The following is a 23,872-nucleotide window of genomic DNA, read 5'->3' as shown; positions in this document are numbered from 1 at the left end:
CGCGATGGTCTGCCGCAGGCGGGTAACAAGAGCGCCATTGGGGCGAAACTGAGGACAATATCGATGAAAGCTCCCCGACGACGGCAAGGCCCGCGCGAGACGACGCCGAGGCGGATAGATTATTCCCGATATTCGCTGACTTCGACCAAATTGCTGTCCGGATCGCGGAAATAGACCGACATCATCTTACCGCGGGCGCCGATGCGCTCGACCGGACCGACTTCGATGGCAACGCCATTGGCTTCCAGACGGGCGCAAATCTCGGCAAGCGGCCTTGCGGCGACCAGGCAGAAATCGCCGGAGCCAGGCATCGGCACCTTGGCCTTGGGCTCAAAGGTGCGGCCCACCTGATGCAGATTGAGTGCGATCCGAACAGCAACGCCGTCGGCCGGTTCGGCTCGTCGAGGCGCTTGAGGCCAAGCACCCGCTGGTAGAAGGCGCAGCTGTCCTCCACAGAGCGGACCGTCAGCACGAAATGATCGATGCCGGCGATCATGGTGATGTCCCCTAGATGTTGCGGCTTCCTGGCTTAACGGCGGGAATGGCGGCAAGTTCCGGCGGCAGGCGGTCGGCGGGATAAGCCGGGACCTCGTATTCGGCAAGCGCGATCAGCGGCACGCCGACATTGGTCTTGCCGGCCGAGCGGTCGATGATGCAGGCCGCCGCCACCACCTCGGCGCCAATCGTGCGCAGGCAGTCGATGGTTTCGCAGATCGAGAGACCAGTGGTGACGATGTCCTCCACGATGACGACGCGCGATCCCGGCGCGATCTCGAAGCGGCGCAGCCTGAACTCGCCGCCTTCGCGCTCCACCCAGATTGCTGGCACACCGAGATGGCGCGACGTCTCATAGGCCGGGATCAGGCCGCCGATCGCCGGGCCGACGACGTAGTCGACCTTGCCCGGCACCGCCTTGCGGATCTTTTCGGCCAGCGCCTTGCAAAGCCGCTCGGTCTTGTCGGCATGCATGAAGACGCGCGCCTTCTGCAGGAAGACCGGGCTGCGCAGACCCGACGTCAGGATGAAATGTCCCTCCAGAACAGCGCCTGCCTCGCGGAAAATGCCCAGAACTTCGTCGGTATTCATAACTCGCCCCATGTCCATGGTGAATGGTGAATGGTGAATGGTGAATGGTAGTGAGAACGCCTTCTTTCACTATTCACTATTCACTATTCACCCATTCACACGCCGCGCATCGCTGACGCTCGAATTATCCTTGAGCTGCGACAGCAGCCGGTTGAGGTGCTTCAGATCCCAGACTTCGAGATCGATCAGCATTTCGGTGAAGTCGGGCGCGGTGCGCACCATCGACAGCGTATGAATGTTGGCGTCGTTGGAGGCAACGACCTGGGCGATGTCGGCGAGCGAGCCCGGCGCGTTGATGGCGGTGACCGAGACGCGCGCCGGAAAGCGCTCCTTGGTCTGCTCGTCAATGTCCCAGCGCACGTCGATCCAGCGCTCCGGCTGGTCGTCGAAGGCCTGCAGCGCCGGCGACTGGATGGGATAGATGGTGATGCCGGTGCCCGGCTGGACAATGCCGACGATGCGGTCGCCAGGCACGGCCCCTTCCGGCGCGAAACGCACCGGCAGGTCGCCGCGCACGCCGCGGATCGGCACCGCGCCATCGCGCGGCTGGTCCTTGTCCTTGCGCGCGGCTCGTGTGCCGGGCATCTGGAACAGCATGCCGGCGGCGTTGCGGATCTTCGACCAGCCCTCCTCGCGCTGCTTGGGGGCGCTGACGGTGACGCGCTCGTCCTTGTAGTCTGGGAAGACGGCCTTCATGACGTCGGTCGAGGCAAGTTCGCCGCGCCCGACCGAGGCCAGCACATCCTCGATGTCCTTGCGCGCCAGCCGGTGCAGCACCGGCTTCAGGCTTTCCTTGGTGAAGGTCTTGCCGGCGCGTTCGAAGGCGCGCTCGAGAATGCGGGCACCAAGACCTGAATATTGCTTGCGAATGGCGTTCTTGGTGGCGCGGCGGATGGCTGAACGCGCCTTGCCGGTGACCACCACCGACTCCCACGCCGCCGGCGGCACTTGCGCCTTGGAGCGGATGATCTCGACCTCGTCGCCGTTCTTCAGTTCCGTCATTAGCGGCATGATGCGGCCGTTGACCTTGGCACCGACGCAGGTGTCGCCGACATCGGTGTGCACGGCATAGGCGAAGTCGATGGGCGTGGCGCCGCGCGGCAGCGCAATCAGCATGCCTTTCGGCGTGAAGCAGAATACCTGGTCCTGGAACAGCTCCAGCTTGGTATTTTCGAGGAAGTCTTCCGGGTTGTCGCCTTCTGCCAGTTGCTCGATGGTGCGCCGCAGCCAGGCATAGGCGTTGGTCTCCTTCGAGATCGCATGGGCGGCGCCGTTCGTCTTGCCGCCGGTGTCCTTGTAGATCGAATGGGCGGCGACGCCATATTCGGCGATCTTGTTCATCTCGCGGGTGCGGATCTGCAGTTCGACGCGCTGGCGCGACGGGCCGACAATGGTGGTGTGGATCGAACGGTAGTCGTTCTGCTTGGGCGTAGAAATGTAGTCCTTGAAGCGGCCAGGAACCATCGACCATGTGGTGTGGATGGCGCCGAGCGCGCGGTAACAGTCTTCGACGCTGTCGACGACGACGCGGAAGCCGAAGATGTCCGAGAGCTGCTCGAAGGACAGCGCCTTGGCCTCCATCTTGCGGAACACCGACCACGGCTTCTTCTGCCGGCTCTTCACCCCGGCATTGATGGCATGCTTCTCGAACAGCGCCGACAGCGCCTTTTCGATGTCGGTCAGCACACCCTTGTTGCGCTCGAATATCTCGGCAAGCCGCGCGGTGACGGCGCGGTAGGCTTCCGGATTGATGAAGCGGAAGGCGATCTCTTCCAGCTCCTCACGCATGCCTTGCATGCCCATGCGCCCGGCCAGCGGCGCGTAGATGTCCATCGTCTCCTCGGCGATGCGCAGGCGCTTGGCCTCGGGCATGTGGTCGAGGGTGCGCATGTTGTGCAGCCGGTCGGCGAGCTTGACCAGCAGAACGCGGACATCCTCCGAGATGGCCAGCAACAGCTTGCGCAGGTTTTCCGCCTGCTCGGCCTTCTTGGAGACGAGATCGAGCTTCTTCAGCTTGGTCAGGCCTTCGACCAGCTTGCCCATTTCGGGGCCGAACAGATCGTCGATCTCGGCCCGCGTCGCGGTGGTGTCCTCGATCGTGTCATGCAGCAAGGCGACGGCGATCGTCGCCTCGTCCATGTGCATTTCGGTGAGGATGGCGGCGACTTCGAGCGGATGCGAGAAATAGGGATCGCCGGAAGCGCGCTTCTGGTGGCCATGCTTCTGCATGGCGTAGACATAGGCCTTGTTGAGCAACGCCTCGTTGACGTCAGGCTTGTAGCGCGCAACGCGCTCGACAAGCTCATACTGACGCATCATGGGCGGGTTCTCACGGTGCTGAAATGATTGATGCGCCGCACTGATGTACGGCGCATCTCATAGATAGCCACGAAACTCACGGGACGGAAGTGCCGGAACCATATTCCCGGCAGGTCCAGGGCAGCGATTAGTAGTCGTCGCTCTTTTCCGGGGGAACCAGGCCCTCGATGCCGGCCAAAAGGTCTTCCTCGGTCATGCGATCGAAGGTGACGTTTTCTTCGGCGTCGTCGGCATCGGTAGCTGCAACTGCGTTGCCGGTCTGGTCGGCGATCGCCTCGCCGTCGGCCTCGGGCTCGTCGACCTCGACATGCTTCTGCAGCGAGTGGATCAGATCTTCCTTGAGGTCGTCGGGCGACAGCGTCTCGTCGGCGATCTCGCGCAGCGCCACGACCGGGTTCTTGTCGTTGTCGCGCGGCACGGTGATCGGCGCGCCCTGGCTGATCTGGCGGGCGCGGTGGCCGGCGAGCAGCACGAGTTCGAAGCGGTTGTCGACCTTGTCGATGCAGTCTTCAACGGTTACGCGGGCCATTGATTGCCCCTTTCATGCCTGGATTTGATGGAAAACAGGCGCGGTCCATAACCCGAATGCCGCCAAAATACAAGCATTATGGCGATGTGGCCTCGTGGGCTGGCGGATGCCAGTTTCTGGGCGCAGGTGAATGCCTTGCCGGCGAAGCCCGCCTACCGGCGACGACACCGCTCCGATCACAATTGCTTGCAGTGCGCCCCGGCACCCTTGGATTGCCGTAAAACTGGCGCTATCTCGGTTGACGGTAGGTCAGCCGGTTTATTTACGAGCCGAGCGATATAACGACCCATTTCGATTAGTCCGCCACCTATTTCGAAAAAGGAATATTGCCATGTTCGACCCCCGTGAAAAAATCGCTCTATTCATAGACGGCGCCAATCTCTACGCCACCTCGCGCGCACTCGGCTTCGACATAGACTACCGCAAACTGCTGTCCAGCTTCCAGAAGCGCGGCTATTTGCTGCGGGCCTATTACTACACCGCTCTGGTCGAGGATCAGGAATACTCTTCGATCCGCCCTTTGATCGACTGGCTCGACTACAATGGCTTCAAGGTGGTGACCAAGCCGGCCAAGGAATTCACCGACTCGACCGGCCGCCGCAAGATCAAGGGCAATATGGACATCGAACTGACCGTCGATGCGCTCGAACTTGCCGATGTTGTCGATCACTATGTCATCTTCTCCGGCGACGGCGATTTCCGCACACTGGTCGAAGCGCTGCAGCGGCGCGGCCGCAAGGTCTCGATCGTCTCGACCATGGCCTCGCAACCGCCGATGATCTCGGACGATCTGCGCCGCCAGGCCGACCATTTCATCGATTTGACCTCGCTGAAGAACGAGGTCGGCCGCGATCCCTCCGAACGGCCGGTGCGCAGGCCCGAGCCGGCCGAAGTCGAAGAGGAAGACTATTGACGGCGGTGGCCTTGGAGGCCGCTCCCGAACCCGACCGCGACTGCCCCCTCTGCCCGCGCCTGCATGATTTCATCGCAGACTGGCGGCAGCGCGAGCCGTCGTGGTTCAATGCGCCGGTGCCGACTTTCCTGCCGCCTGATGGCGAGGACGCCGTCGAGCTGCTGATCGTCGGGCTGGCGCCCGGCCTGCGCGGCGCCAACCGCACCGGGCGACCGTTCACCGGCGACTATGCCGGCGACCTGCTCTACTCAACGATGATCGCTCACGGTCTTGCCCGCGGCGAGTTCAAGGCGCGGCCGGATGACGGGCTCGAACTGATCGGCACCGCGATCACCAATGCGGTGCGCTGCGTGCCGCCTGAAAACAAGCCGGTCGGCGCCGAGATCGCCACTTGCCGCAGCTTTCTGGTGCCGACGATTGCACGCTTTCCCAAACTGCGCGCCCTGCTGGCGCTGGGCTCGATCGCCCACCAGTCGACCGTCAGGGCGCTCGGTCAGCGCGTCGCTGCCTATCCGTTCAAGCACGGCGGTCGGTTGCCGACCGGCGGCGTCACGCTGTTTTCCAGCTATCACTGCTCGCGCTACAACACCAACACTGGGGTGCTGACCGAAGCGATGTTCGTCAAGGTATTCAGCGAGATCGCGTCGTTCCTGCGGAACTAGACGCTGCCTCTCAAAATCCCTCGAGCACGATCTTGCCCTTGGCCTTGCCGGTCTCGATCAGCGCATGGGCGCGCTTCAGATTGGCGGCATTAATTGGGCCGAACGTCTCGCCCAGCGTGGTGCGGATGGTGCCGGCGTCGACAAGGCGCGCCAGTTCGTTGAGATGTTCGCCCTGCGCGGCCATATCGGGCGTTTCATACAGCGAGCGGGTGAACATCGGCTCCCAGTGGACCGAAACGCTCTTGCGACCCAGTCGCGGGTTTCGGGCCGCGATGCGGTGGCGATCATCGTCAGATCGGTCAGCTGGCGCGCGAGCTGGACCGCGATCGACCCGACGCCGCCGGCGCCGCCGACGATCAGGATGGTGTTCGCGGCGCCGATGACTAGCTTCTTCACATCGAGGCGGTCGAACAGCGCCTCAAAGGCGGTGATCGCCGTCGTCGGCAGTGCTGCCGCCTGCGCATAGCCGAGCGAGCCAGACTGGGCTCATCGCCCGCAAGGTCTATGCGCAGATGCCGCCGAAGGTCGAGTACAGCCCGACGCCTCGTGGCCGAAGCCTGGAGCCCGTGATCACCGCGCTGAAGGTCTGGGCGATGCGAATGTGACGCTGGCGCCGAAGGAGTTTCCCAGGCTGCTTGAAGCGGAGGCGTGGCAACCGCTTGCGTTGGTCCGGCCCGTCTCACACCGGCAGCAGCGCGTCCGGCTTTATATCCGATATCGACGTATAGGTGTGCGTTTCCCTGACACCGGGCAGCGGCAGGATCACGCGCTTCAAAAAATCCTGATAAGCGGCCATTTCTGAAATGCGCGCCTTCACCAGATAGTCGAAGCCGCCAACGACCATGTGGCATTCCAGCACTTCGGGAGCTTTCGCCACCGCTTCGGCGAAACGGTCGAACACATGCGGCGCCGCCTGGTCGAGCCTGACTTCGATGAAGACAAGCGTGCCACGGCCGATCTTTTGCGGGTTGAGCACGGCCCGGACCGCGGTGATGAAACCCTCACGGAAAAGGCGCTTCACGCGCTGGCTGGTGCCGGTCGGCGACAGGCCGACACGGGCTGCCAGGTCAAGCGTCGTGCGACGCCCGTCCTCCTGCAGCAACCGAAGCAGGCTGCGATCGATGGCGTCGAGCTGATCGGATTCATGATTCACGTTTGCAGCGCCCATATCGCGTGACTTTCACTTCCAGATTGCGAAAACAGCATATTTTGACGCACCATTTTCGACAATAGGCTGCGTTTTCAACGAAAGCCGTCTGGAGGAAGTACCCTTTCGCTGGCAGGATCGAGCGGGACAAGAATGCGCGTGACAGAGGACCGAAACACGAAGCCGGCAATCCTTGCTGGCCTGGCCATGATCGGCATCTACGCCGTGCAGTTCGTCGCCGCCCGCTTCAGCCTGCGGGAACATCTGACCGCGACCGATTTGGCAACGTTGCGCTTTGCCGGCGCCGGCATGGTCATGCTGCTGGTCGTCTGGAGAAACGGCCGGGCGACTGGCAAGGCATTGGGCTGGAGGCGTGCCTTGACGCTGGCGGCACTGGCCGGACTGCCCTACCCTATCATCATCAATTGGGGACTGACCTATGCGCCGGCAGCGCATGGTGCCGCACTTTGCCCTGCCTCGATCGTGTTCTTCTCATTCGTGCTGTCGCGCATCGCCACGAGGGAGAAAACCTCGCGCCAGCGAACCATCGGCGTCGCAGCCATCATCGCCGGGCTGATCCTGTTCATTGCACCCGTCCGCACTGGCGGCGGCATGAAGGATGTCCTCTTCGGCGATCTTCTGTTCGTCGGATCCGGCGCGATGTTTGCCGCCTATGCCGTTCTCGTGCGGCGCTGGCGCGTCGATCCGGTTGCGGCGACCGCAACGGTGGTGCTGCTGTCATGCGTGCCGCTGCCGTTGCTCTATTTCTTTGCCCCAAGCGGCCTCCGCGCGGCATCAGTGGCCGAGATTGCCAGCCAGATCGTCATTCAAGGGTTTTTGGCAGGTGCGGCCGCCATGTTCCTGTACACCTATATCGTCCGGCAGCTGGGGTCGCAGGCGGCATCGCTGTTCATGCCATGCGTGCCGATCGCAACCGTGCTGATCGCGATGACGGTGCTCGGCGAGACGCCGACCGGCGCCCAGTTCGCCGCCGTACTGATCATGGCCGCGGGGATGGCTTTTTCGGCTCTTTCCAGGCCTGTTCCCAAGCCTGCGTAAGACTGCGGATGCCAACTCAAGGCCAGATGATTCGTTCAAGGCGATGGAGGCTTTTGCGAAGAGAGCGATGCGGGCGCAGCAAATAGCTCGGCCAGCGTTTGCTGCCCACCCTGCAGGACGTTGAGATCGACATCGCCCTCGATCCCGTCGACACGGCCCATATTGTGGTACTGCCAGTAAATCCAGCCGTCCTCGCTCGGCTTGAACGCCAGCGAGCGCAGCCAGCGCTGCCGCACAGCCATCTGTCCGGCATAGGCGTCCTCAGCCTCGTCGGTCAGGTAGATGATCGCCGGCTTGCCGAACGCAGCTTCAACCGGTCCGAGGAAGGCCTGGAGTTCCGCGCTCAGCTGTTCCGGCGACGGGCGTTGCGGGCAGTTGCCGCCGAATTCGATGTCGACGACCGGTGGCAGCAGCGGCTGGTCGTGCGGCACCACCGCGATGAAATTTTTCGCCTGGTCGGCGCCCGGCCGGCAGAAGGTGAAAAAGTGATAGGCGCCGACGGCAAGTCCGGCCGCGCGCGCCTCGCGCAGGTTTTTGGCGAAGGCATCGTCGACATGGTCGCCGCCCTCGGTCGCCTTGATGACCGCGAAGGCGACATCGTCGGCGGCAACGCGGCGCCAGTCGATTTCACCCTGATGATGGGAAACGTCGATACCCCTGACCGGATAGCTGTCACGATCGGGCGAGAAGGTCCGGAAATAGAAGAAGCCGCCTGCCGCGACGAGGCCGGCAAAGACCAGACTGGCCGCACCCCAGAGGATGATCCGGTTCTTCAAACCTTTCCCCATCGTGTGTCGCTGGAAACTTGAAAGCCGATGTGGCTTTTGTGGGGCTGTGGCTCGAGGTTCTTAGCCTCGCTCCTTCATAAGCCGGCCCTTTTCGCGCGACCAGTCGCGCTGCTTTTCGCTCTCGCGCTTGTCGTGCAGTTTCTTGCCGCGGCCGACGGCGAGCAGCAGCTTGGCACGGCCCTGGTCGTTGAAGTAGATTTCAGCGGCACCAGCGTCATGCCTTCGCGGTCGATGCTCTGCGCCAGTTTTGCCATCTCGCGCTTGTTGAGCAGCAGCTTGCGGCGCCGTCTGGGCTCATGGTTGAAGCGGTTGGCCTGCAGGTATTCCGGCAGATAGGAATTGATCAGCCAGATCTCGCCGCCCTCCACCGAGGCGTAGCTGTCCTGGATGTTGGCCTGGCCCTGGCGCAGCGACTTGACCTCGGTGCCGGTCAGCACAAGGCCGGCCTCGACGGTGTCGAGCACCTCATAGGAAAACCGCGCCTTGCGGTTTTCCGCAACGGTCTTGTTGTTGGGATCGGCTTTTCTGACCTGGTTCATGATGCGGAGAGGTGGCGCCTCATCCTTAATTTATCAAGCCGGCGTGTTTCATCGCCGCATCGATCTTCTCGGCGGTCGACGCCTCGATGGTCACCAGCGGCGAGCGCACCACGTTCTCGACCTTGCCAATCTTCGACAGCGCGTATTTGACGCCGCACAGGCCGGGCTCAAGGAAGATCGCCTTGTGCAGCGGCAGCAGACGGTCCTGCAATTCCAGCGCCTTGGCGCTGTCACCGGACAGTGTGGCTTCCTGGAATTCGGCGCACAGCCGCGGCGCGACATTCGACGTCACCGAGATGCAGCCGACGCCGCCATGGGCGTTGAAGCCGAGCGCCGAGGCATCCTCCCCTGAAAGCTGGATGAAATCCTTGCCGCAGGTGGCGCGCTGTTCGGACACGCGCTCGACCTTGCCAGTGGCATCCTTGACGCCGACGATGTTCTGGAAGTCGTGCGCCAGCCTGCCCATCGTCTCCGGCATCATGTCGATCACCGAGCGCGGCGGGATGTTGTAGATGATGATCGGCAGCTTGGTCGCCCTGGCGACGGCGGCGAAATGCTCGTACAGGCCGCGCTGCGTCGGCCTGTTGTAATAGGGTGTCACGACCAGAGCGGCGTCGGCGCCCGCCTGCTCGGCATATTGCACCAGACCGACCGCTTCCGCGGTGTTGTTGGAGCCGGCGCCGGCGACGACCGGAGCGCGGCCCTTGGCCACCTCGATGCAGACCTTGACGACATGGCGATGCTCGTCATGGGACAGCGTCGGCGACTCGCCGGTGGTGCCGACCGGGACGAGGCCCGTCGTGCCCTCGCCAAGTTGCCATTCGACGAAGGCGCGAAAGGCTTTCTCGTCGAAACGCCCGCTCTTTTCGAACGGTGTCACGAGCGCAGTAAGCGAGCCTCTCAGCATGTCGTCCAACTCCTTGGGACTTGTTTGTTTATGCATGTCGTCGTCCCAAAACCGGTTCCCACTTTTGGGCGACTGCATCGGGCGCCTTCTAGCCGAAAGCGAAGCCGCGCACCATAGTCTCGACACTGTTGCGCGGCAAGCATGCCGATCGTGCCAGCAAGCGCAATTCGAACGGCCTGGATAACCCTTTGTTTACGGGCTCTTCACGACCTAAGTCTAGGCTCTCGGGCACCTGGGCTTGCCATCTAAAGTGCCGCAACAGGGAAAGATCAGGATCATGCCGGCCAGTCGGCCACTCCGCTTCATATTGCTTGGCGCCGTTGCCCTGCTGATAGTGGGGACGGCGGCAAACGAGAGCGTCGACGAGCAGACGACCTCATCGATCCCGATGCCTGACATGCAAGATGGAGCGCAGACCGATGCGCCCTCCGCCAATATCGCCGTGTTGAAAGGCAGTCTCGACGCGTTGGCGACCGGCGATATCGCCGCGGCGCGAGCGGTGCGCGAAACATTGCCGGCCAATTCGCTGGACCGCCATATCCTGGCCTGGGCGATCGCGCTCTATGGCGGCGGCCGTGTGCCGAGCAGCGAGATTGCCGATACCGCAAAGATGTTGCCGAATTGGCCGGGCACCATCGCTCTGCGCAAGAACAGCGAGCGCGCGCTTTATCGCGAAAACCCCTCGCCGCAGACCGTGGTGAAAGCCTTTGACGGCAGCCAGCCGCTGAGCTTTCAAGGCGTGGTCATCCTTGCCCGTTCTTATGTAGCTCTTGGCAACACCAAGGCTGCGCTTTCCGTGCTGTCGCCATTCTGGCGCACCGAGAAGCTGGAAGCCAGGGACGAGGCGGCCGTCAGCAAGGAGTTTGGCGCCATCATTCCGGCTGCCGACCATCGTTTCCGCATGGAACGGATGTTTTATGCCGACCGGGAGAATTCGGCACTGCGGGTCGCAGCACTTGCCGGCGCGCAATCGCTGGCCGATGCCTGGGCCGCCGCCTCGCGTGGCGACAAGAACGCGGCCAAGCTGTTGAAAGCGGTGCCTGCCGCGCAGCAATCGGCCGGCTATTTCTTCGCGCAAGCCGAATATCTGCGCAAGCAGCGGAAGTTTGCGGACGCCGCCGCGGTGATGATGAAAGCGCCAACGAGCCGCGACGCGCTGGTCGATCCCGATGCCTGGTGGGTCGAGCGCCGCGTGCTGTCGCGCGCACTGGTCGACCAGGGCGACTGGAAGACCGCCTACAAGATCGTTGCCGCGTATGCCGCCGAAAGCCCCGCCAGCGCCGCCGAGGCCGAATTCCACGCCGGCTGGTATGCGTTGCGCGGCCTCAACGATCCTGCGACGGCCTCGACCCATTTTGCCCGCATCGCCGATCTCGCGCAGGGACCGATGTCGCTGTCACGCGCCTATTACTGGCTTGGCCGCGCGGCGGAAGTCGGCGGTCCCGGCAATGCGAAGGATTATTTCACCAAGGCGGCAGCCTATGGCACCACTTTCTACGGGCAGTTGGCGGCGGAACGGGTTGGCTTGCGCACGCTGAACATCGTCTATCCCGAGCCAAGCACTGCCGACCGCCAAAGCTTTGACGGCCGCGAAGCCGTCAGCGCCATCAAGCGGCTGCAGGAGGCGGGCTACGACCGCTATGCCGAGACGCTTTACCGCGACCTCGCCGGGCAGTTGACCAGCCCCGGCGAGCTGGCGCTGCTTGCGGTGCTGGCGGAAAAGCAGGGCAATCATTTCATGGCGCTGAAGATCGGCAAGATCGCCGGCGCGCGCGGCATCGATGTCGGCGCGCTGTCGCATCCGCTGGGCGTCATTCCCGACACCGCCGACATATCCGGCTCGGGCAAGGCGCTGGCCTATGCGATCGCCCGCCAGGAAAGCGAATTCAATGTCGGCGCCGTCTCCAGCGCCGGCGCGCGCGGCCTGCTGCAGCTGATGCCGGGCACCGCCAAGCAATTGGCGAAGAAGGCAGGACTGAGCTTTTCCCAGGATCGGCTGACCAGCGATGCCGGTTACAATGCGACGCTGGGGGCTGCCTTCCTTGGCGAGCAGCTCGACCGCTTCGGCGGCTCCTATGTGCTGACCTTCGCCGGCTACAATGCCGGCCCTAACCGCGCCAGCCAATGGGTAGCCAAGTACGGCGACCCGCGCGGCAAGGGCATCGACGCCGTCGTCGACTGGATCGAGCGAATTCCCTACACCGAAACAAGAAGTTACGTGCAGCGCGTGATGGAGAATTACGAGGTCTACAAGATGCGCATTTCGGGGAAGTACGATATCGTTGGGGATTTGGTGAACGGAAGAGGCTGAGGCCGCAGAGCTGTCGCCACGGGCAGACGTTGGCGATCCTTCGCGCCCCCCTTGCCGGCCATCTCCCCCACGAGTGGGGAGATCAGCTGTCATTGCCGATTTCGCCGATCTCCAACGTCGAAGGAAGGGCGTAGCGCCTGAACCGCCAATCTCCCCCCTCGTGGGGGAGATGTCTGGCATTTCCAAGAGTGTCAGCTTGCCGACAACCCTCGATTTGACCGCTCCCACCCTCGCCTGTAGCAGACGGAGACAATCCGGACAGGGAGTCCTTTTAATATGTCGAGCACCGACGGCTTCTCCGACTTTTTCTACACCGCGCCGGACGGGCTCAAGCTTCACGCCCGCGTCTATGGCGAGACCAATTCGGCAGACTGGCAGGTCGTTTGCCTGCCCGGCCTGACCCGCAACGCGCGCGATTTCCATGAGCTGGCGCTTTATCTGTCGCAGCGAACCGACAATCCGCGCAAGGTCATCGCCTTCGACTACCGTGGCCGCGGCCAGTCCGCTTACGATCCTGATATCTGCCACTACAATGTCGGCATCGAAGCCGGCGATGTCCTCGCCGGACTGGCCGCTCTGAACGTCGAGGAAGCGGCCTTTATCGGCACCTCGCGCGGCGGGCTGATCATCCACGTGCTCGGCGCGCTGCGGCCGGCCGCGCTGAAAGCCATCGTGCTGAACGACATCGGACCGGTGATCGAGGCCGCGGGGCTCGCCTATATCCAAACCTATCTCGACCCGGCACCGAAACCGAAGAGCCGCGCTGAGGCGATCGATGCCCAACGCGTCGCTCACGGCGCGGATTTTCCCGCTCTGACCGCAGCGGATTGGGAGCGGATGGTGTCGGCCCTCTACCGCGAGACGGACGAAGGCCTCCTGCTGCCGGATTTCGACCCCCAGCTGGTCGAGACGGTGGCGGGCCTCGACCTCAGCAAGCCGTTGCCGGATCTGTGGCCGCAGTTCGCGGCGCTGGCGGCCATACCTTTGCTTGCCATTCGGGGCGCCAACTCGAAACTCTTGTCGGCCGACACACTCGACGAGATGGAAAAGCGTCATCCCGGCATGGAAGCGATCACCGTCGAGGGCCAAGGCCATGCCCCCTTCCTGGAGACAGGCAACCTGCCGGGCGCTATCGCGGCTTTCCTGGATGAAGCGGAATGTTTGGATCGGATAAGTAAACCCCAAGATCAAATCTGATCCTGGGGTTGTCGTGGCAGTATATGAAAGCCTTGGGTAACTATTTGGCTTTCGAGCTTTTCCGGGACGCCTTGGGTGCCTTCGCCGCTGCCGCTTTGCTTTTTTGAGCAGGCGCTGGCACTGAGGCCGTGGTCAGCGGCGATGCGAAGGCCGAGCTTTTTCCGTCGCCGGACAGCCCTTCGCCGCGGGGCGTTTCCAGCACGACGACGCAGCCGTCGAGATCGTTGGTGGCCAGATGGGCGTAGCGCATGGTCATCGAAAGCGTCTGGTGGCCGAGCCACATCTGAACGCGGCGGATGTCGATGCCGCCCTGGACCAGACGTGACGCGCAGGTGTGACGCAAGATGTGCGGCACCACCTGGTCGTCGGCGCCGAGACCGACTTCGGCCTTCGCATCGTTCCAGATGGCGCGAAATTGTGCCTGGCTGAGTTTGGTGAACGGACCCTTGGGCCGGCGGCCCTCTGACGGGGGCAGTTTGATCACCTCCTTGACCCGCTCGGTCATCGGGATGGTGCGGCTGCGGCCGGATTTGGTGATCCAGAACGAGACGCGATGTTCCTGGATATCGTTCCAGATCAGTCCGAGCGCCTCGCCGAGACGGCAACCGCTGTCGACGAGAAAGACCGAGAGACGGTAGGCATCCTCGCTGCGGGTCCTGATGGCGGCGAACAGCCTTGCTTCTTCGTCCCTTTCGAGGAAACGAATCCGTCCCGCCCGCTCCTTCTGGCGGCGGAACTCGGGCAGGCTGTGGATATCCCCCATCTTGTAAGCCTTGCGCAGCAGTTTGCTGAGGGCAGCCATCTTTCGATTGATGGTTGCATTGCTGTTGCCGCGCTGGCGCAAGGTGCCGATAAGATTATCAAGGGTGCTCTGGTCAAAGGCGCTGAACCGTTCTCCGAGGAGAATCTCGTCTATTTCGCCGATGAAGGAGCTGACATTGTATTTATGTCGCCCATCATCCCAGAGTATGTCTCGGTACGCTGAAAAAAGCTCTCCGACCCGGTGCGACTTTACTTCTCTGATCTTGTTGTAGCTGTATTTTATCTTCGCAGTTTGAGAAGAGAACATTGAGAAATGCTCGGAGGGGTCGCCCTCTTGTATCGCTTCGATGGTCATAAATTGCCACACCCCCGAGTGGATAGAGTCAGACCTACCCGCTTGGAAGCGTCCTTTCAAGAGATTTAATCACGCAGTTGTGAATTCATCCGCCCATCAGCGGATCCCACGAACTCACCCTACGGACTGTTCAGCTGCCGATTCCCCCTGTTCCTTCTGCTTGTCTTGTCCAGTCACGAAACAAAAACAGCCCGGGCGTCGAAGCGCCCGGGCTGGTATTCACCTGTATAGAACCAGCCCTTAGAACGAGCGCTGGAAGCGGAGCATGCCGCCGATGGCGTCGTCGTCCCGTGCATCGGTCCAATCGGAGTCGCCAACGTTGATGTAGTCGACTTCGGCCGTGACCGTGAGGCCGGGGACGACGTCATAGGCGATGTTCGCCGCGGCGCCGAAGTTCTTGTCCTCGTCATACGAAAGCTGGACGTTGAACGAGGTCTTCTCGTTGATGGTGTAGGTGCCACCACCCCAGACTGCCCAGTTGCCGCCCCACTGCTTGTAGAAGCCGCGGCCGCCGGCCGGGATTGCCCAGGTCGGATCCGACAGATTGTCGTCGGTGCCATAGCCGCCAATGATAAACAGCGACAGGTTCTGCATCGGGGTGATGTCCAAACGAACCTTGCCAGCGACTTCTTCGTAGTTGCTGTCGTAAGCAATGACGCCGGTGATGGCGCCCCAGCCCTGCGTGTACTTCAGACCGCCGACGACATGCGGAACATAGCTGTCGATGGTGCCGACGACGCCGGCGCCTTCTTCGAGCGAGAGGACGGCGGAGAAGCCGTTGCCCGCATCGAAGTAGTACTGGATGACGTTGGTGTCGAAGCCGCCGTAAGGAACCAGCGTATCCTGGATGACGTTGCCGGCGTAGCCGATGAACGTATTGAAGGCCGATTCGTCTTTACCGACGCGCAGACCACCGAGCTGGATCCAGGCGAAGTTCAGCGAAACGCTCTTCATGCCGGCCGGATTGCTATCGAAAGCGGTTTCATCGATGTCGGTGGTGGCCGGATCATCAGCGATGTTGGTGGCGTACCGATTGTTGTTGCCGAAGTTGAAGCGGGTCTCGGTGTAGGTCTTCAAGGTGCCGAGTTCGGTTTCCTGGTTGGTCCAGGTCTTGAAGGTGGCGCGGGCATTCTTGTACCAGGTGTCCTGCGCGTCACCATCTTCGTGGTCGAGCGACTCCGCACCCGTGAATGCGCCGACGTCGCCGGCGCCGATGTCGTAGCGGACATAGCCGCCGATGCGCAGGCAGGTTTCGGTGCCGGGAATGTAGAAGTAGCCCGAGCCGTAAACGTCGCAAATCTTGACGTATTCAGCCGGTTCCGGCTCGGCGACGACGACGGCGTCGGCGGCGCGCGCACCGGAAACTGCGATCAAGGCCGCAGCGGAGCCGAGGAGAAGGCTCTTAATGTTCATTTTCTGACCTCCAGTCAAAAGTTAAAAAACGGGTCTGGGTATTCTTTGCTGAAGGACAGCGTTCCCTGCCCCATCCCCACTACCGAAAAAGATGCGCACCGCGCCGCTCCTTCGAAATCGACATTACCCATGAGGCGGCGACGTTCAACCACGATCGTACCGGCAAAAGGGCTGTGCGGGTGCTATCCCCCGGCGTTGTTGCACAAATGACACGATTTGGCCTCAGTCAGAAAGCTCTCATTAACTATCGAGGGCCCGGAAGTCTTTGCCGCAGCGCCGGAATGCGGCCGAATCCGGCGATGAACGGCCGAGATTGCGGCCATGTCGTCGACTCGCCAGCCAGGGAACCGCCGCAGAATCGCCGCATGCAAAAGGCGGCGCTGCGACCGAATCCGGAATTTTCAGAGATAATGTCGCCGGCTTGTTGATTGTGCCCGCGCTTTTCTTTATCCAGCGGCGCAACGGAGAGGTGGCCGAGTGGTCGAAGGCGCTCCCCTGCTAAGGGAGTAGAGGTCAAAAGCTTCTCGTGGGTTCGAATCCCATCCTCTCCGCCATCCTGCTTCGCTCTTCGAGCTTCGCAGGACAAGCCCAACCCTCAGCGCGAAGCAGGATGGCGGAGAGGATGCCCTCCGAAGCCTTGGCGTAGGAGGGCCGGACCGTGTGGTGTGCTACGTGCCGCACAGCGTAAGCCCAGAGAATCCCTCTGCAAAATTCGATGGAGTCCTGCTTCGCTCTTCGAGCTTCGCAGGACAAGCCCAACCCTCAGCTCGAAGCAGGATGGCGGAGAGGATGCCCTCCGAAGCCTTGGCGTAGGAGAGCAGCTCATGTGGTATGTGTATCTTCTGGAGAGTACGGCTGCGGAAGGCGAACGCTATATCGGCATAACGACGGACCTGAAACGACGGCTTGTCGAGCACAATGCGGGGAAATCCAGCCATACATCCAAGTTTCTGCCGTGGCGGATCGTCACCTATATGGCCTTTTCGAACCAGGCTAAGGCAGCTTCATTCGAGCGCTATCTCAAATCCGGTTCAGGGCATACTTTCACCAACAAGCGCCTGTGGTGATGGCCGCATCACCTGCCGCAAAGTTCCATTTTTTCAATAAACTTCAACAATAACAATTGATTACAGCGAAAACGCCTGTCGCCGGCTTCACTGTCTTGTTCGATTCTGACTGGAGGTCAGAAAATGAACATTAAGAGCCTTCTCCTCGGCTCCGCTGCGGCCTTGATCGCAGTTTCCGGTGCGCGCGCCGCCGACGCCGTCGTCGTCGCCGAGCCGGAACCGGCTGAATACGTCAAGATTTGCGACGTTTACGGCTCGGGCTACTTCTACATTCCCGGCACCGAAACCTGCCTGCGCATCGGCGGCTATGTCCGCTACGACATCGGCGCCGGCGACGTCGGCTCGTTCGACGGTGCGAGGTCCTTCGACCATAAGGATGGCGACGAGCAGGACACCTTCTACAAGAACGCCCGCTTCACGCTGAAGACCTGGACCGGCCAGGAAACCGAACTCGGCACCTTGAAGACCTACACCGAGACCCGCTTCAACTTCGGCAATCGTAACGGCTATCCGTCGGCAGACGATCCGGCAACGGAAGCAGACGAGTTCAACTCCAACCCTGCCGGCAACAAGAACGTTTCGCTGAACTTCGCCTGGATCCAGCTCGGTGGTCTGCGCGTCGGTAAAGACGAATCGGCCTTCGACACGTTCATCGGCTACGCCGGCAACGTCCTTCAGGATACGCTCGTTCCCTACGGCGACTTCGACACCAACGTCGTCCAGTACTACTTCGATGCGGGCAACGGCTTCTCGGCCGTGGTCTCTCTCGAAGAAGGCTCGGGCTTCGACACCATCGACAGCTACGTTCCGCATGTCGTCGGCGGCGTGAAGTACACGCAGGGCTGGGGCGCCATCACCGGCGTCGTCGCTTATGACAGCAACTATGAAGAAGTCGCCGGCAAGGTTCGGTTGGACATCACCCCGATGCAGAACCTGTCGCTGTTCATCATGGGCGGCTACGGCACCGACGACAATTTGACGGACTCGAGCTATGCGATCGACGCCGGCGGCCGCGGCTTCTACAAGCAGTGGGGCGGCAACTGGGCATTCTGGGGTGGCGGCACCTACACCATCAACGAGAAGACCTCGTTCAACGCCCAGGTCTCGTATGACGAATGGAAGAATCTCGGCGTCGCCGCCAACATCGCCTACGATGTGGTTCCCGGCTTCACGGTCACGGCCGAAGTCGACTACCTCAACGCAGGCAAGTTCGACGACGCCAACTTCTCCAACTTCACCAATGCCGACAAGAAGAGCAGCATCGGCGGTCTCCTGCGCTTCCAGCGCTCGTTCTAACAGGCTCTGCCTGGCTGAAAATCGAACCCGGCGGGCAACCGCCGGGTTTTTGCATTGAGCGAAATGCTTTGGATCGAACGGTGCGGGTGATCGCCGCTGCTGAGGCCGGTTCAGAGGACCAGTCGGATCTCGACCATCGAAGACGACCGGCAGCCCACAGGCCACCGCTTGGGAGGCCGGCCGGCCCGGGGCTGCTTGCCGTGGCGCGCAGATCGATCAGCAAGGCGCACGCGCGCATCAACTCGCAACTTTGGAAACCTGACCCGTCTAAACCCGATCAGGTCTCTGCAAGATCGCCCAAGGCATCGATCAGCGGCTGGATCTTACCTTCGTAGTTTTTCCAGCGTTTGACGGACGATTTATAGATCGGTTGCCGAACTTGCCAGCGGCTGGCAGTTCTAACAGATCCACCTTTGGCGAAGAAGCGAAGGCAAGCATCATCCCAAGTCAAGCCAAGGTGGTCTATCAGCTTGCGCGATTGCCCTTCTTGATCTGAAATAAGATCTTCGTAGCGATTTTCAAAAATTCGCCTAGGAAAGACCGTCTTCCAATGGTGCATAAGGCGATCATATTCTCGATAATACAAACCAAGGCCCTCAAGATCGGAAGTGTAACGATGCTCCTTGTTCAGGTTTGAAATGAAGCATGACAAACAGTTGTCAATTGCATCGCGCCGGCAATGAATGATGCGGGCGTTGGGAAATAGAATTCCGATGAGGCCGATTAGTTCGAAATTATGCGGCCTCTTGTCGACTATGCGCAGCGCGCCCGGAGCCCGCTGCCGCAGATAAGACAGGTGTTCTTCAGCCAGGGTCCTCGACAGATCGGCGGTTATCGACGGCACTGATCCTTGCGCCGCGCCTGCAGAGCGCGTTGCGTAGCCGATTGCGTTCGCGACCCGTCGCAGCTTCGTAAGTTCCCCAGCGCCATGAACATCCGGATGGCTCGAGCAGATTTGCTCTGTCAGCGTCGTCCCCGAGCGGGGCATGCCGAGCACAAAAACAGGCACTTCAGACGGATTGCCGTAGCCAGCCTTGGCCGTCAACATTTCTGGAGTGAAGAAGTCGATTATGGAATCGACCCGGCGACGGTAAGATTCTATGTCGAAATCGTTGCCTGTACCCCTCTTTGCTTTCTGGAAGTGCTCCATCGCCTCTTCGTAGCGCTGGAGGTCGTCAAGCACTTTGCCTGCGGCATGATGGAGTGGTTGCGCACTATCTGCGGTAAACTTTGGATTGGCGATCTCGCTCAGGATGGATCCGAGTTCGGGCGGCTCATCGGTGAATTTGCGTGTGTACACCAAGTCGCGGTATGCCCCCGGCATATCGAGGCGACGCTCGATCGCTTCCTTCAGGTAGACTGCGGCTTCGTCCATGCGGCCGAGGCCGATGAGCGCTCTGGCCAGACTCGTTCGAACCAGGGGATGACTGCCGTTGACCTTAAGCGCTTTTTCGTAAAGCGGCAAAGCCATGTCAGCTTTGTCAAACAGGACATATGCACGCCCCAACCCACACAGCGCTTCCACCAGATTTGGTTTCAGTTCGCAAGCACGCTGCAAATGCTTGATGGCATGCTCATGCTCGCCGACCTTTAGATAGGTCTCGCCTAGACAGATATGAAAATAAGGATTTAGAGGCGCCTCGCCGACCGCGCGGGCTAAATATCTGATAGCCAGCTCATCATCAAAACCGAGCCCCAAGGTGCCAAGAATGTATAGCGAAAGGGGGTGATTGGGTGTGCGTGCCAGAACGCGGTGACACAGTTCTTCCGCCTCGAACAGCCGGTTGGCTTGCTGAAGTTCCAGCGCCTGTTTCAGCAACACATCGTCGACCTGCGCACGCGACAGTGGTTTCGCTTTCGGCGCCTCCACTTTCGACGCGGACCGGCTCTTTAGATGCTTGGACCAGACGGGGGGCAACCGAGTGTTCATTCTGCCTCGCTAGCAAAATCGGCGGGCAAAATCCAGCACTCGGGCAAGCCAGCGAGACAGTCACGTCGGATACGGCAGCGAAGCCCCTGTGGCACATGTTCTTCGCGGTATTGGTCGGGAAATGTCTCCACCGGCAACTTGCACGCCCCAGCTGCTCAGGCTAGCAAGAAGGCCCATCTTCTCGTGAGCCTTTGCCATGCGCCAGCGCCCTGCCCTCACGCCGCTTGTCGGTGCGCTTCCCTCGACGGTGCCGTTTGTCGGCCCGGAAGCGCAGGAGCGCGAGCGCGGACGTGCGTTTCGCGCCCGCATCGGCGCCAATGAGAGCAGTTTCGGGCCTTCGCCGCGCGTTATCGCCCGTATGGAGCGCGTCGCGCGTGACCAGTGGATGTATTGCGATCCCGACAATTACGAGCTGAAGCAGGCCGCGGCCCGCCATCTCGGCATCGGCGCCGAAAACGTCGTGGTCGGCGAAGGCATAGACGGGCTGCTCAGTCTGGTGGCGCGCATGTATGTGGCGCCCGGCGACGCGGTGGTCACCTCGCTCGGTGCCTATCCGACCTTCAATTTCCACATTGCCGGCGTCGGCGGCCGGCTGGTCACGGTGCCTTACGAAAACGACAAGGAAAGTCTGGACGGACTGCTCAAGGCAGTTATCAAGGAGAAGGCGCCGCTGGTCTATCTCTCCAACCCGGACAATCCGATGGGCAGCTGGTGGGAAGCGAGCGAGATCATCGGCTTTATCGAAGCCTTGCCGGAAACCACCATGCTGGTGCTCGACGAGGCCTATGGCGAATTGGGGCCGGCCTCGGCCCTGCCGCCGATCGATGTCGCGCGGCCCAACGTCATCCGCATGCGCACCTTCTCCAAGGCCTATGGGCTGGCCGGCATACGCTGCGGCTATGCGGTGGCCGAGGCTGAGGTGATCCGCGATTTCGAGAAGATCCGCAACCATTACGGCGTCAGCCGCATGGCGCAGATCGCCGGCGTCGAGGCGCTGGCCGACCAGGACTGGCTGCACAGCGTGGTGGCGCGAGTCGCTGCCGGACGCACACGTATAGCCGGGATTGCCGAGACGAACGGGCTGAAGCCGCTGCCATCGGCGACCAATTTCGTCACCATCGATTGCGGCAAGGACGGCGCCTTCGCGCTGAAAGTGCTGCAAAATCTTTTGTCGCGCGACGTGTTCATTCGCAAACCGATGGCGCCAGGCCTCGACCGTTGCATAAGGGTCAGCGTCGGCCTCGATCATGAGCTCGACATCTTTGCCGGGGAACTGCCCGGCGCGCTCGCCGCTGCGCGGGGAAATTAGCCCGGCCGATTGCCATCGCGACACGGCCTGCCGACGCCGCCAAAGACCAAGACAGAATCAGCCGGGTCCCCGGCTTCCGTCGATCCAACAACAATCCAACCGTTCAAGGCTGTTGCTTTCGTCCGATCCCGCGCCAGTTCTTGAGCATGGGAGATAACGACCGGCAAAAGGCGGTGCAGGCGCGCGTGCATGGTAAGGTGCAAGGCGTCGGCTACCGGATGTGGGCGCGACGCGAAGCGATAGGGCTTGGCCTCGTAGGTTGGGTACGCAATGAACGAGACGGCACGGTGACGGCCTCGATTGCCGGTGCCGATGCTGCGATTTCCACAATGATCGAACGGCTCCGGCAAGGGCCAAGGGGAGCTTCGGTTTCGAAGGTCGAGATCGAAGAATTCGAACTCCTCGACGCGCCCATCGACTTTCGGATCATTGCCTAGACGGAACCACTTTATTGCCGCTTGAATTAATTGAACGTTCGTTTTATTACTAAATACCGGGAGGCGATCATGGCGCGCACCACGGGATCCGACGGCGAAAAGACTGAAGCGGCCGTCCGCGAGGCAGCGGTCAGCCTGATCGCCCGCTTCGGCTACGAGGCGATGTCGATGCGGCAGCTTGCCGCCGAGGTCGGCGTCCAGGCCGCCGCGCTCTACCGCTATTTTCCGACCAAGGAAGACCTGCTGTTCACGCTGATGCGCGAACATATGGAAGGGCTGATCGAAGCGTGGGACGCCGCACGCCCCGACGCTGCCGATCCGGCAACGCGGCTTGCCGCCTATGTCGAAAACCACATCGCTTTCCACATCGAGCGCCGCCACTCCACCCATGTCTCGAATATGGAATTGCGCAGCCTGTCGCATGACCGGCTGACGCAGATACTGCGCATGCGCACCGCCTATGAGAAGGAGCTGCGCGCCATCCTGCGCGACGGCGCGGAGGCCGGCGCCTTCAGTGTCGATGACACCGGGCTCACTGCCATGGCCCTGATCCAGATGATGACCGGCGTCATCGTCTGGTTCCGGCCGGGCGAGCGGCTGTCGATGGCTGAAGTCACGGCGACATATCTTTCAATGACAATGCGCCTGGTTGGCGCGAAGATCGAAATCGGAGAGGAACGGCATGTACACGAACACACTCAGCTTCGGGCATGACGAGGACATCGAGGCGCTGCGCGATCTGGTGCGCCGCTTTGCCCAGGAGAAAATAGCGCCGATCGCTGCCGAGATCGACCGCAGCAATCAATTCCCCACGCATCTGTGGAAAGAGCTCGGCGCGCTCGGCCTTCTCGGCATCACCGCCGATCCCGATTTCGGCGGCAGCGGCATGGGCTATCTTGCCCACGTCATTGCGGTGGAAGAGATTTCGCGCGCCTCGGGCTCGGTTGGTCTCTCCTACGGCGCCCATTCGAACCTCTGCGTCAACCAAATCAACCGCTGGGCGACGCCGGCGCAGAAGGAGAAATTCCTGCCGGCATTGTGCTCGGGCGAAAGGGCAGGTGCGCTGGCCATGTCGGAATCGGGCGCCGGCTCCGACGTCGTCTCGCTCAAGCTGCGCGCCGAAAAGCGCAACGATCGCTATGTGCTCAAAGGCTCGAAAATGTGGATCACCAACGGCCCCGACGCCGAAACGCTGGTGGTCTACGCCAAGACCGATCCGGAGCGGAAATCGCGCGGCATCACCGCCTTCATCGTCGAAAAGACCATGGCCGGCTTCTCGGCATCGCCAAAGCTCGACAAGCTCGGCATGCGCGGCTCCAACACCGGCGAACTGGTGTTCGACAATGTCGAGGTGCCCTATGACAATGTGCTGCATGAGGAGGGCCGCGGCGTCGAGGTGCTGATGTCGGGCCTCGACTACGAGCGCACCGTGCTCGCCGGCGGCCCGCTCGGGCTCATGGCGGCCTGTCTCGACGTGGCGATCCCCTATGTGCATGAGCGCAAGCAGTTCGGCCAGCCGATCGGCGAGTTCCAACTCGTGCAGGGCAAACTTGCCGACATGTATTCGACGATGAACGCCGCGCGCGCTTACGTTTATGCTGTCGCGGCTGCCTGCGATCGCGGCCAGACGACACGCAAGGATGCCGCCGGCTGCGTGCTGTTTGCCGCCGAAAAAGCGACGCTGATGGCGCTCGACGCCATCCAGCTGCTTGGCGGCAACGGCTATACCAACGAGTATCCGACCGGCCGGCTGTTGCGCGACGCCAAGCTCTACGAAATCGGCGCCGGCACCAGCGAGATTCGACGCTGGCTGATCGGGCGCGAGATCATGGCGGAAGGGGTTTAG

20 protein-coding genes, 1 tRNA gene and 4 pseudogenes are annotated in these 23,872 nt (G+C 61.7%); 13 read left to right on the top strand and 12 right to left on the bottom strand.

From position 1 onward, the window contains the following. Positions 1-119: 119 nt before the first annotated feature. From NLY44_RS00895 to rpoZ, 4 genes and pseudogenes are all read right to left on the bottom strand, one after another. Positions 120-496: pseudogene (locus NLY44_RS00895) on the bottom strand (VOC family protein). A gap of 11 nt (positions 497-507) precedes the next feature. Next, positions 508-1,086, bottom strand: coding sequence for an orotate phosphoribosyltransferase (gene pyrE, locus NLY44_RS00890; RefSeq protein WP_023805698.1), 579 nt, complete (start codon positions 1,084-1,086; stop codon positions 508-510). A gap of 87 nt (positions 1,087-1,173) precedes the next feature. After that, positions 1,174-3,405, bottom strand: a complete 2,232-nt coding sequence (locus NLY44_RS00885; protein WP_023670236.1) for a RelA/SpoT family protein — start codon at positions 3,403-3,405, stop codon at positions 1,174-1,176. 127 nt (positions 3,406-3,532) lie between these two features. After that, complete coding sequence (gene rpoZ / locus NLY44_RS00880) at positions 3,533-3,934, bottom strand: DNA-directed RNA polymerase subunit omega (RefSeq protein ID WP_023670235.1); 402 nt, start codon at positions 3,932-3,934, stop codon at positions 3,533-3,535. Positions 3,935-4,265: 331 nt separating this feature from the next. On the opposite strand from rpoZ, the gene NLY44_RS00875 reads away from it, so the two are divergent. Together NLY44_RS00875 and NLY44_RS00870 are read left to right on the top strand one after the other, a co-directional pair. Continuing rightward, positions 4,266-4,847: a LabA-like NYN domain-containing protein gene (locus NLY44_RS00875; protein ID WP_023670234.1), complete on the top strand. Its 582-nt coding sequence runs from the start codon at positions 4,266-4,268 to the stop codon at positions 4,845-4,847. Beyond that, entirely contained in the window at positions 4,844-5,509 is a 666-nt protein-coding gene (locus NLY44_RS00870) for a uracil-DNA glycosylase (RefSeq protein ID WP_023805699.1), read from the top strand. The genes NLY44_RS00875 and NLY44_RS00870 overlap by 4 nt, the downstream gene beginning before the upstream one ends. Before the next feature lie 10 nt (positions 5,510-5,519). Here NLY44_RS00870 and NLY44_RS00865 read toward each other — a convergent pair. Then, positions 5,520-5,983 (bottom strand): annotated as a pseudogene (locus tag NLY44_RS00865) (zinc-binding dehydrogenase); the annotation flags it as partial. Between the two features lie 8 nt (positions 5,984-5,991). Here NLY44_RS00865 and NLY44_RS00860 point away from each other — a divergent pair. Continuing rightward, positions 5,992-6,099, top strand: a pseudogene (locus NLY44_RS00860) (winged helix-turn-helix transcriptional regulator); the annotation flags it as partial. 89 nt (positions 6,100-6,188) lie between these two features. Here the strand turns inward: NLY44_RS00860 and NLY44_RS00855 are convergent. Next, positions 6,189-6,677: an Lrp/AsnC family transcriptional regulator gene (locus NLY44_RS00855; protein WP_050588913.1), complete on the bottom strand. Its 489-nt coding sequence runs from the start codon at positions 6,675-6,677 to the stop codon at positions 6,189-6,191. 132 nt (positions 6,678-6,809) lie between these two features. On the opposite strand from NLY44_RS00855, the gene NLY44_RS00850 reads away from it, so the two are divergent. Beyond that, complete coding sequence (locus NLY44_RS00850) at positions 6,810-7,715, top strand: DMT family transporter (RefSeq protein WP_023805702.1); 906 nt, start codon at positions 6,810-6,812, stop codon at positions 7,713-7,715. Positions 7,716-7,750: 35 nt separating this feature from the next. Here the strand turns inward: NLY44_RS00850 and NLY44_RS00845 are convergent, their stop codons facing one another. The 3 genes and pseudogenes from NLY44_RS00845 to dapA form a co-directional block, all read right to left on the bottom strand. Next, complete coding sequence (locus NLY44_RS00845) at positions 7,751-8,491, bottom strand: glycoside hydrolase family 25 protein (RefSeq protein ID WP_023670227.1); 741 nt, start codon at positions 8,489-8,491, stop codon at positions 7,751-7,753. A 72-nt stretch (positions 8,492-8,563) separates the two neighbouring features. Continuing rightward, positions 8,564-9,042 (bottom strand): annotated as a pseudogene (gene smpB / locus NLY44_RS00840) (SsrA-binding protein SmpB). Positions 9,043-9,067: 25 nt separating this feature from the next. Beyond that, complete coding sequence (gene dapA, locus NLY44_RS00835) at positions 9,068-9,949, bottom strand: 4-hydroxy-tetrahydrodipicolinate synthase (protein ID WP_023747466.1); 882 nt, start codon at positions 9,947-9,949, stop codon at positions 9,068-9,070. A gap of 277 nt (positions 9,950-10,226) precedes the next feature. Between dapA and NLY44_RS00830 the strand changes: the two genes are divergently transcribed. Continuing rightward, positions 10,227-12,260, top strand: coding sequence for a lytic transglycosylase domain-containing protein (locus NLY44_RS00830; protein ID WP_023805703.1), 2,034 nt, complete (start codon positions 10,227-10,229; stop codon positions 12,258-12,260). A 276-nt stretch (positions 12,261-12,536) separates the two neighbouring features. Beyond that, positions 12,537-13,457: an alpha/beta fold hydrolase gene (locus NLY44_RS00825; RefSeq protein WP_023805704.1), complete on the top strand. Its 921-nt coding sequence runs from the start codon at positions 12,537-12,539 to the stop codon at positions 13,455-13,457. Between the two features lie 40 nt (positions 13,458-13,497). On the opposite strand, the gene NLY44_RS00820 is transcribed toward NLY44_RS00825, so the two are convergent. Together NLY44_RS00820 and NLY44_RS00815 are read right to left on the bottom strand one after the other, a co-directional pair. Continuing rightward, positions 13,498-14,574 (bottom strand): tyrosine-type recombinase/integrase, encoded by a 1,077-nt coding sequence (locus tag NLY44_RS00820; RefSeq protein WP_023805705.1) that lies wholly within the window; start codon positions 14,572-14,574, stop codon positions 13,498-13,500. A 240-nt stretch (positions 14,575-14,814) separates the two neighbouring features. Next, positions 14,815-15,987 carry a porin gene (locus NLY44_RS00815; RefSeq protein ID WP_286456457.1) on the bottom strand — a complete coding sequence of 391 codons (1,173 nt, stop codon included), beginning with the start codon at positions 15,985-15,987 and terminating at the stop codon, positions 14,815-14,817. 463 nt (positions 15,988-16,450) lie between these two features. Here NLY44_RS00815 and NLY44_RS00810 point away from each other — a divergent pair. From NLY44_RS00810 to NLY44_RS00800, 3 genes are all read left to right on the top strand, one after another. Then, positions 16,451-16,541: transfer RNA gene (locus NLY44_RS00810), tRNA-Ser, on the top strand. A gap of 270 nt (positions 16,542-16,811) precedes the next feature. Continuing rightward, positions 16,812-17,054 carry a GIY-YIG nuclease family protein gene (locus NLY44_RS00805; protein WP_023805707.1) on the top strand — a complete coding sequence of 81 codons (243 nt, stop codon included), beginning with the start codon at positions 16,812-16,814 and terminating at the stop codon, positions 17,052-17,054. 123 nt (positions 17,055-17,177) lie between these two features. Next, on the top strand, positions 17,178-18,350 hold the full coding sequence (locus NLY44_RS00800) for a porin (protein ID WP_286456454.1): 1,173 nt from the start codon (positions 17,178-17,180) through the stop codon (positions 18,348-18,350). Positions 18,351-18,627: 277 nt separating this feature from the next. Here NLY44_RS00800 and NLY44_RS00795 read toward each other — a convergent pair whose 3' ends face one another. Then, positions 18,628-20,280: a tetratricopeptide repeat-containing sulfotransferase family protein gene (locus NLY44_RS00795; protein WP_023805708.1), complete on the bottom strand. Its 1,653-nt coding sequence runs from the start codon at positions 20,278-20,280 to the stop codon at positions 18,628-18,630. Positions 20,281-20,476: 196 nt separating this feature from the next. Here NLY44_RS00795 and NLY44_RS00790 point away from each other — a divergent pair, with 196 nt between their 5' ends. The 4 genes from NLY44_RS00790 (at position 20,477) to NLY44_RS00775 (ending at position 23,872) form a co-directional block, all read left to right on the top strand. Continuing rightward, the gene (locus NLY44_RS00790; protein ID WP_023805709.1) at positions 20,477-21,589 is read left to right on the top strand and encodes a pyridoxal phosphate-dependent aminotransferase; all 1,113 of its coding nucleotides are present in this window, start codon (positions 20,477-20,479) and stop codon (positions 21,587-21,589) included. Positions 21,590-21,735: 146 nt separating this feature from the next. Next, a complete protein-coding gene (locus NLY44_RS00785) occupies positions 21,736-22,026 on the top strand; it encodes an acylphosphatase (RefSeq protein WP_023805710.1) in 291 nt (96 codons plus the stop codon). 69 nt (positions 22,027-22,095) lie between these two features. Beyond that, positions 22,096-22,740, top strand: a complete 645-nt coding sequence (locus tag NLY44_RS00780) for a TetR/AcrR family transcriptional regulator (protein WP_023692832.1) — start codon at positions 22,096-22,098, stop codon at positions 22,738-22,740. Next, positions 22,709-23,872, top strand: a complete 1,164-nt coding sequence (locus tag NLY44_RS00775) for an isovaleryl-CoA dehydrogenase (protein WP_023805711.1) — start codon at positions 22,709-22,711, stop codon at positions 23,870-23,872. The genes NLY44_RS00780 and NLY44_RS00775 overlap by 32 nt, the downstream gene beginning before the upstream one ends.

The sequence above is a fragment of the Mesorhizobium sp. C089B genome (genome assembly GCF_030323125.1).
Lineage (GTDB): Bacteria > Pseudomonadota > Alphaproteobacteria > Rhizobiales > Rhizobiaceae > Mesorhizobium.
Note: the sequence above shows the minus strand (reverse complement) of the source record. Positions and strands in the feature narration are given on the sequence as shown.

What these genes read in the sequence shown, in the direction of transcription:
- pyrE (WP_023805698.1), bottom strand. Translation starts at nt 1,086, where the DNA reads ATGAATACCGACGAAGTTCTGGGCATTTTCCGCGAGGCAGGCGCTGTT.
- NLY44_RS00885 (WP_023670236.1), bottom strand. Translation starts at nt 3,405, where the DNA reads ATGATGCGTCAGTATGAGCTTGTCGAGCGCGTTGCGCGCTACAAGCCT.
- rpoZ (WP_023670235.1), bottom strand. Translation starts at nt 3,934, where the DNA reads ATGGCCCGCGTAACCGTTGAAGACTGCATCGACAAGGTCGACAACCGC.
- NLY44_RS00875 (WP_023670234.1), top strand. Translation starts at nt 4,266, where the DNA reads ATGTTCGACCCCCGTGAAAAAATCGCTCTATTCATAGACGGCGCCAAT.
- NLY44_RS00855 (WP_050588913.1), bottom strand. Translation starts at nt 6,677, where the DNA reads ATGGGCGCTGCAAACGTGAATCATGAATCCGATCAGCTCGACGCCATC.
- NLY44_RS00850 (WP_023805702.1), top strand. Translation starts at nt 6,810, where the DNA reads ATGCGCGTGACAGAGGACCGAAACACGAAGCCGGCAATCCTTGCTGGC.
- dapA (WP_023747466.1), bottom strand. Translation starts at nt 9,949, where the DNA reads ATGCTGAGAGGCTCGCTTACTGCGCTCGTGACACCGTTCGAAAAGAGC.
- NLY44_RS00830 (WP_023805703.1), top strand. Translation starts at nt 10,227, where the DNA reads ATGCCGGCCAGTCGGCCACTCCGCTTCATATTGCTTGGCGCCGTTGCC.
- NLY44_RS00825 (WP_023805704.1), top strand. Translation starts at nt 12,537, where the DNA reads ATGTCGAGCACCGACGGCTTCTCCGACTTTTTCTACACCGCGCCGGAC.
- NLY44_RS00820 (WP_023805705.1), bottom strand. Translation starts at nt 14,574, where the DNA reads ATGACCATCGAAGCGATACAAGAGGGCGACCCCTCCGAGCATTTCTCA.
- NLY44_RS00815 (WP_286456457.1), bottom strand. Translation starts at nt 15,987, where the DNA reads ATGAACATTAAGAGCCTTCTCCTCGGCTCCGCTGCGGCCTTGATCGCA.
- NLY44_RS00805 (WP_023805707.1), top strand. Translation starts at nt 16,812, where the DNA reads ATGTGGTATGTGTATCTTCTGGAGAGTACGGCTGCGGAAGGCGAACGC.
- NLY44_RS00800 (WP_286456454.1), top strand. Translation starts at nt 17,178, where the DNA reads ATGAACATTAAGAGCCTTCTCCTCGGCTCCGCTGCGGCCTTGATCGCA.
- NLY44_RS00795 (WP_023805708.1), bottom strand. Translation starts at nt 20,280, where the DNA reads ATGAACACTCGGTTGCCCCCCGTCTGGTCCAAGCATCTAAAGAGCCGG.
- NLY44_RS00790 (WP_023805709.1), top strand. Translation starts at nt 20,477, where the DNA reads ATGCGCCAGCGCCCTGCCCTCACGCCGCTTGTCGGTGCGCTTCCCTCG.
- NLY44_RS00785 (WP_023805710.1), top strand. Translation starts at nt 21,736, where the DNA reads ATGGGAGATAACGACCGGCAAAAGGCGGTGCAGGCGCGCGTGCATGGT.
- NLY44_RS00780 (WP_023692832.1), top strand. Translation starts at nt 22,096, where the DNA reads ATGGCGCGCACCACGGGATCCGACGGCGAAAAGACTGAAGCGGCCGTC.
- NLY44_RS00775 (WP_023805711.1), top strand. Translation starts at nt 22,709, where the DNA reads ATGTACACGAACACACTCAGCTTCGGGCATGACGAGGACATCGAGGCG.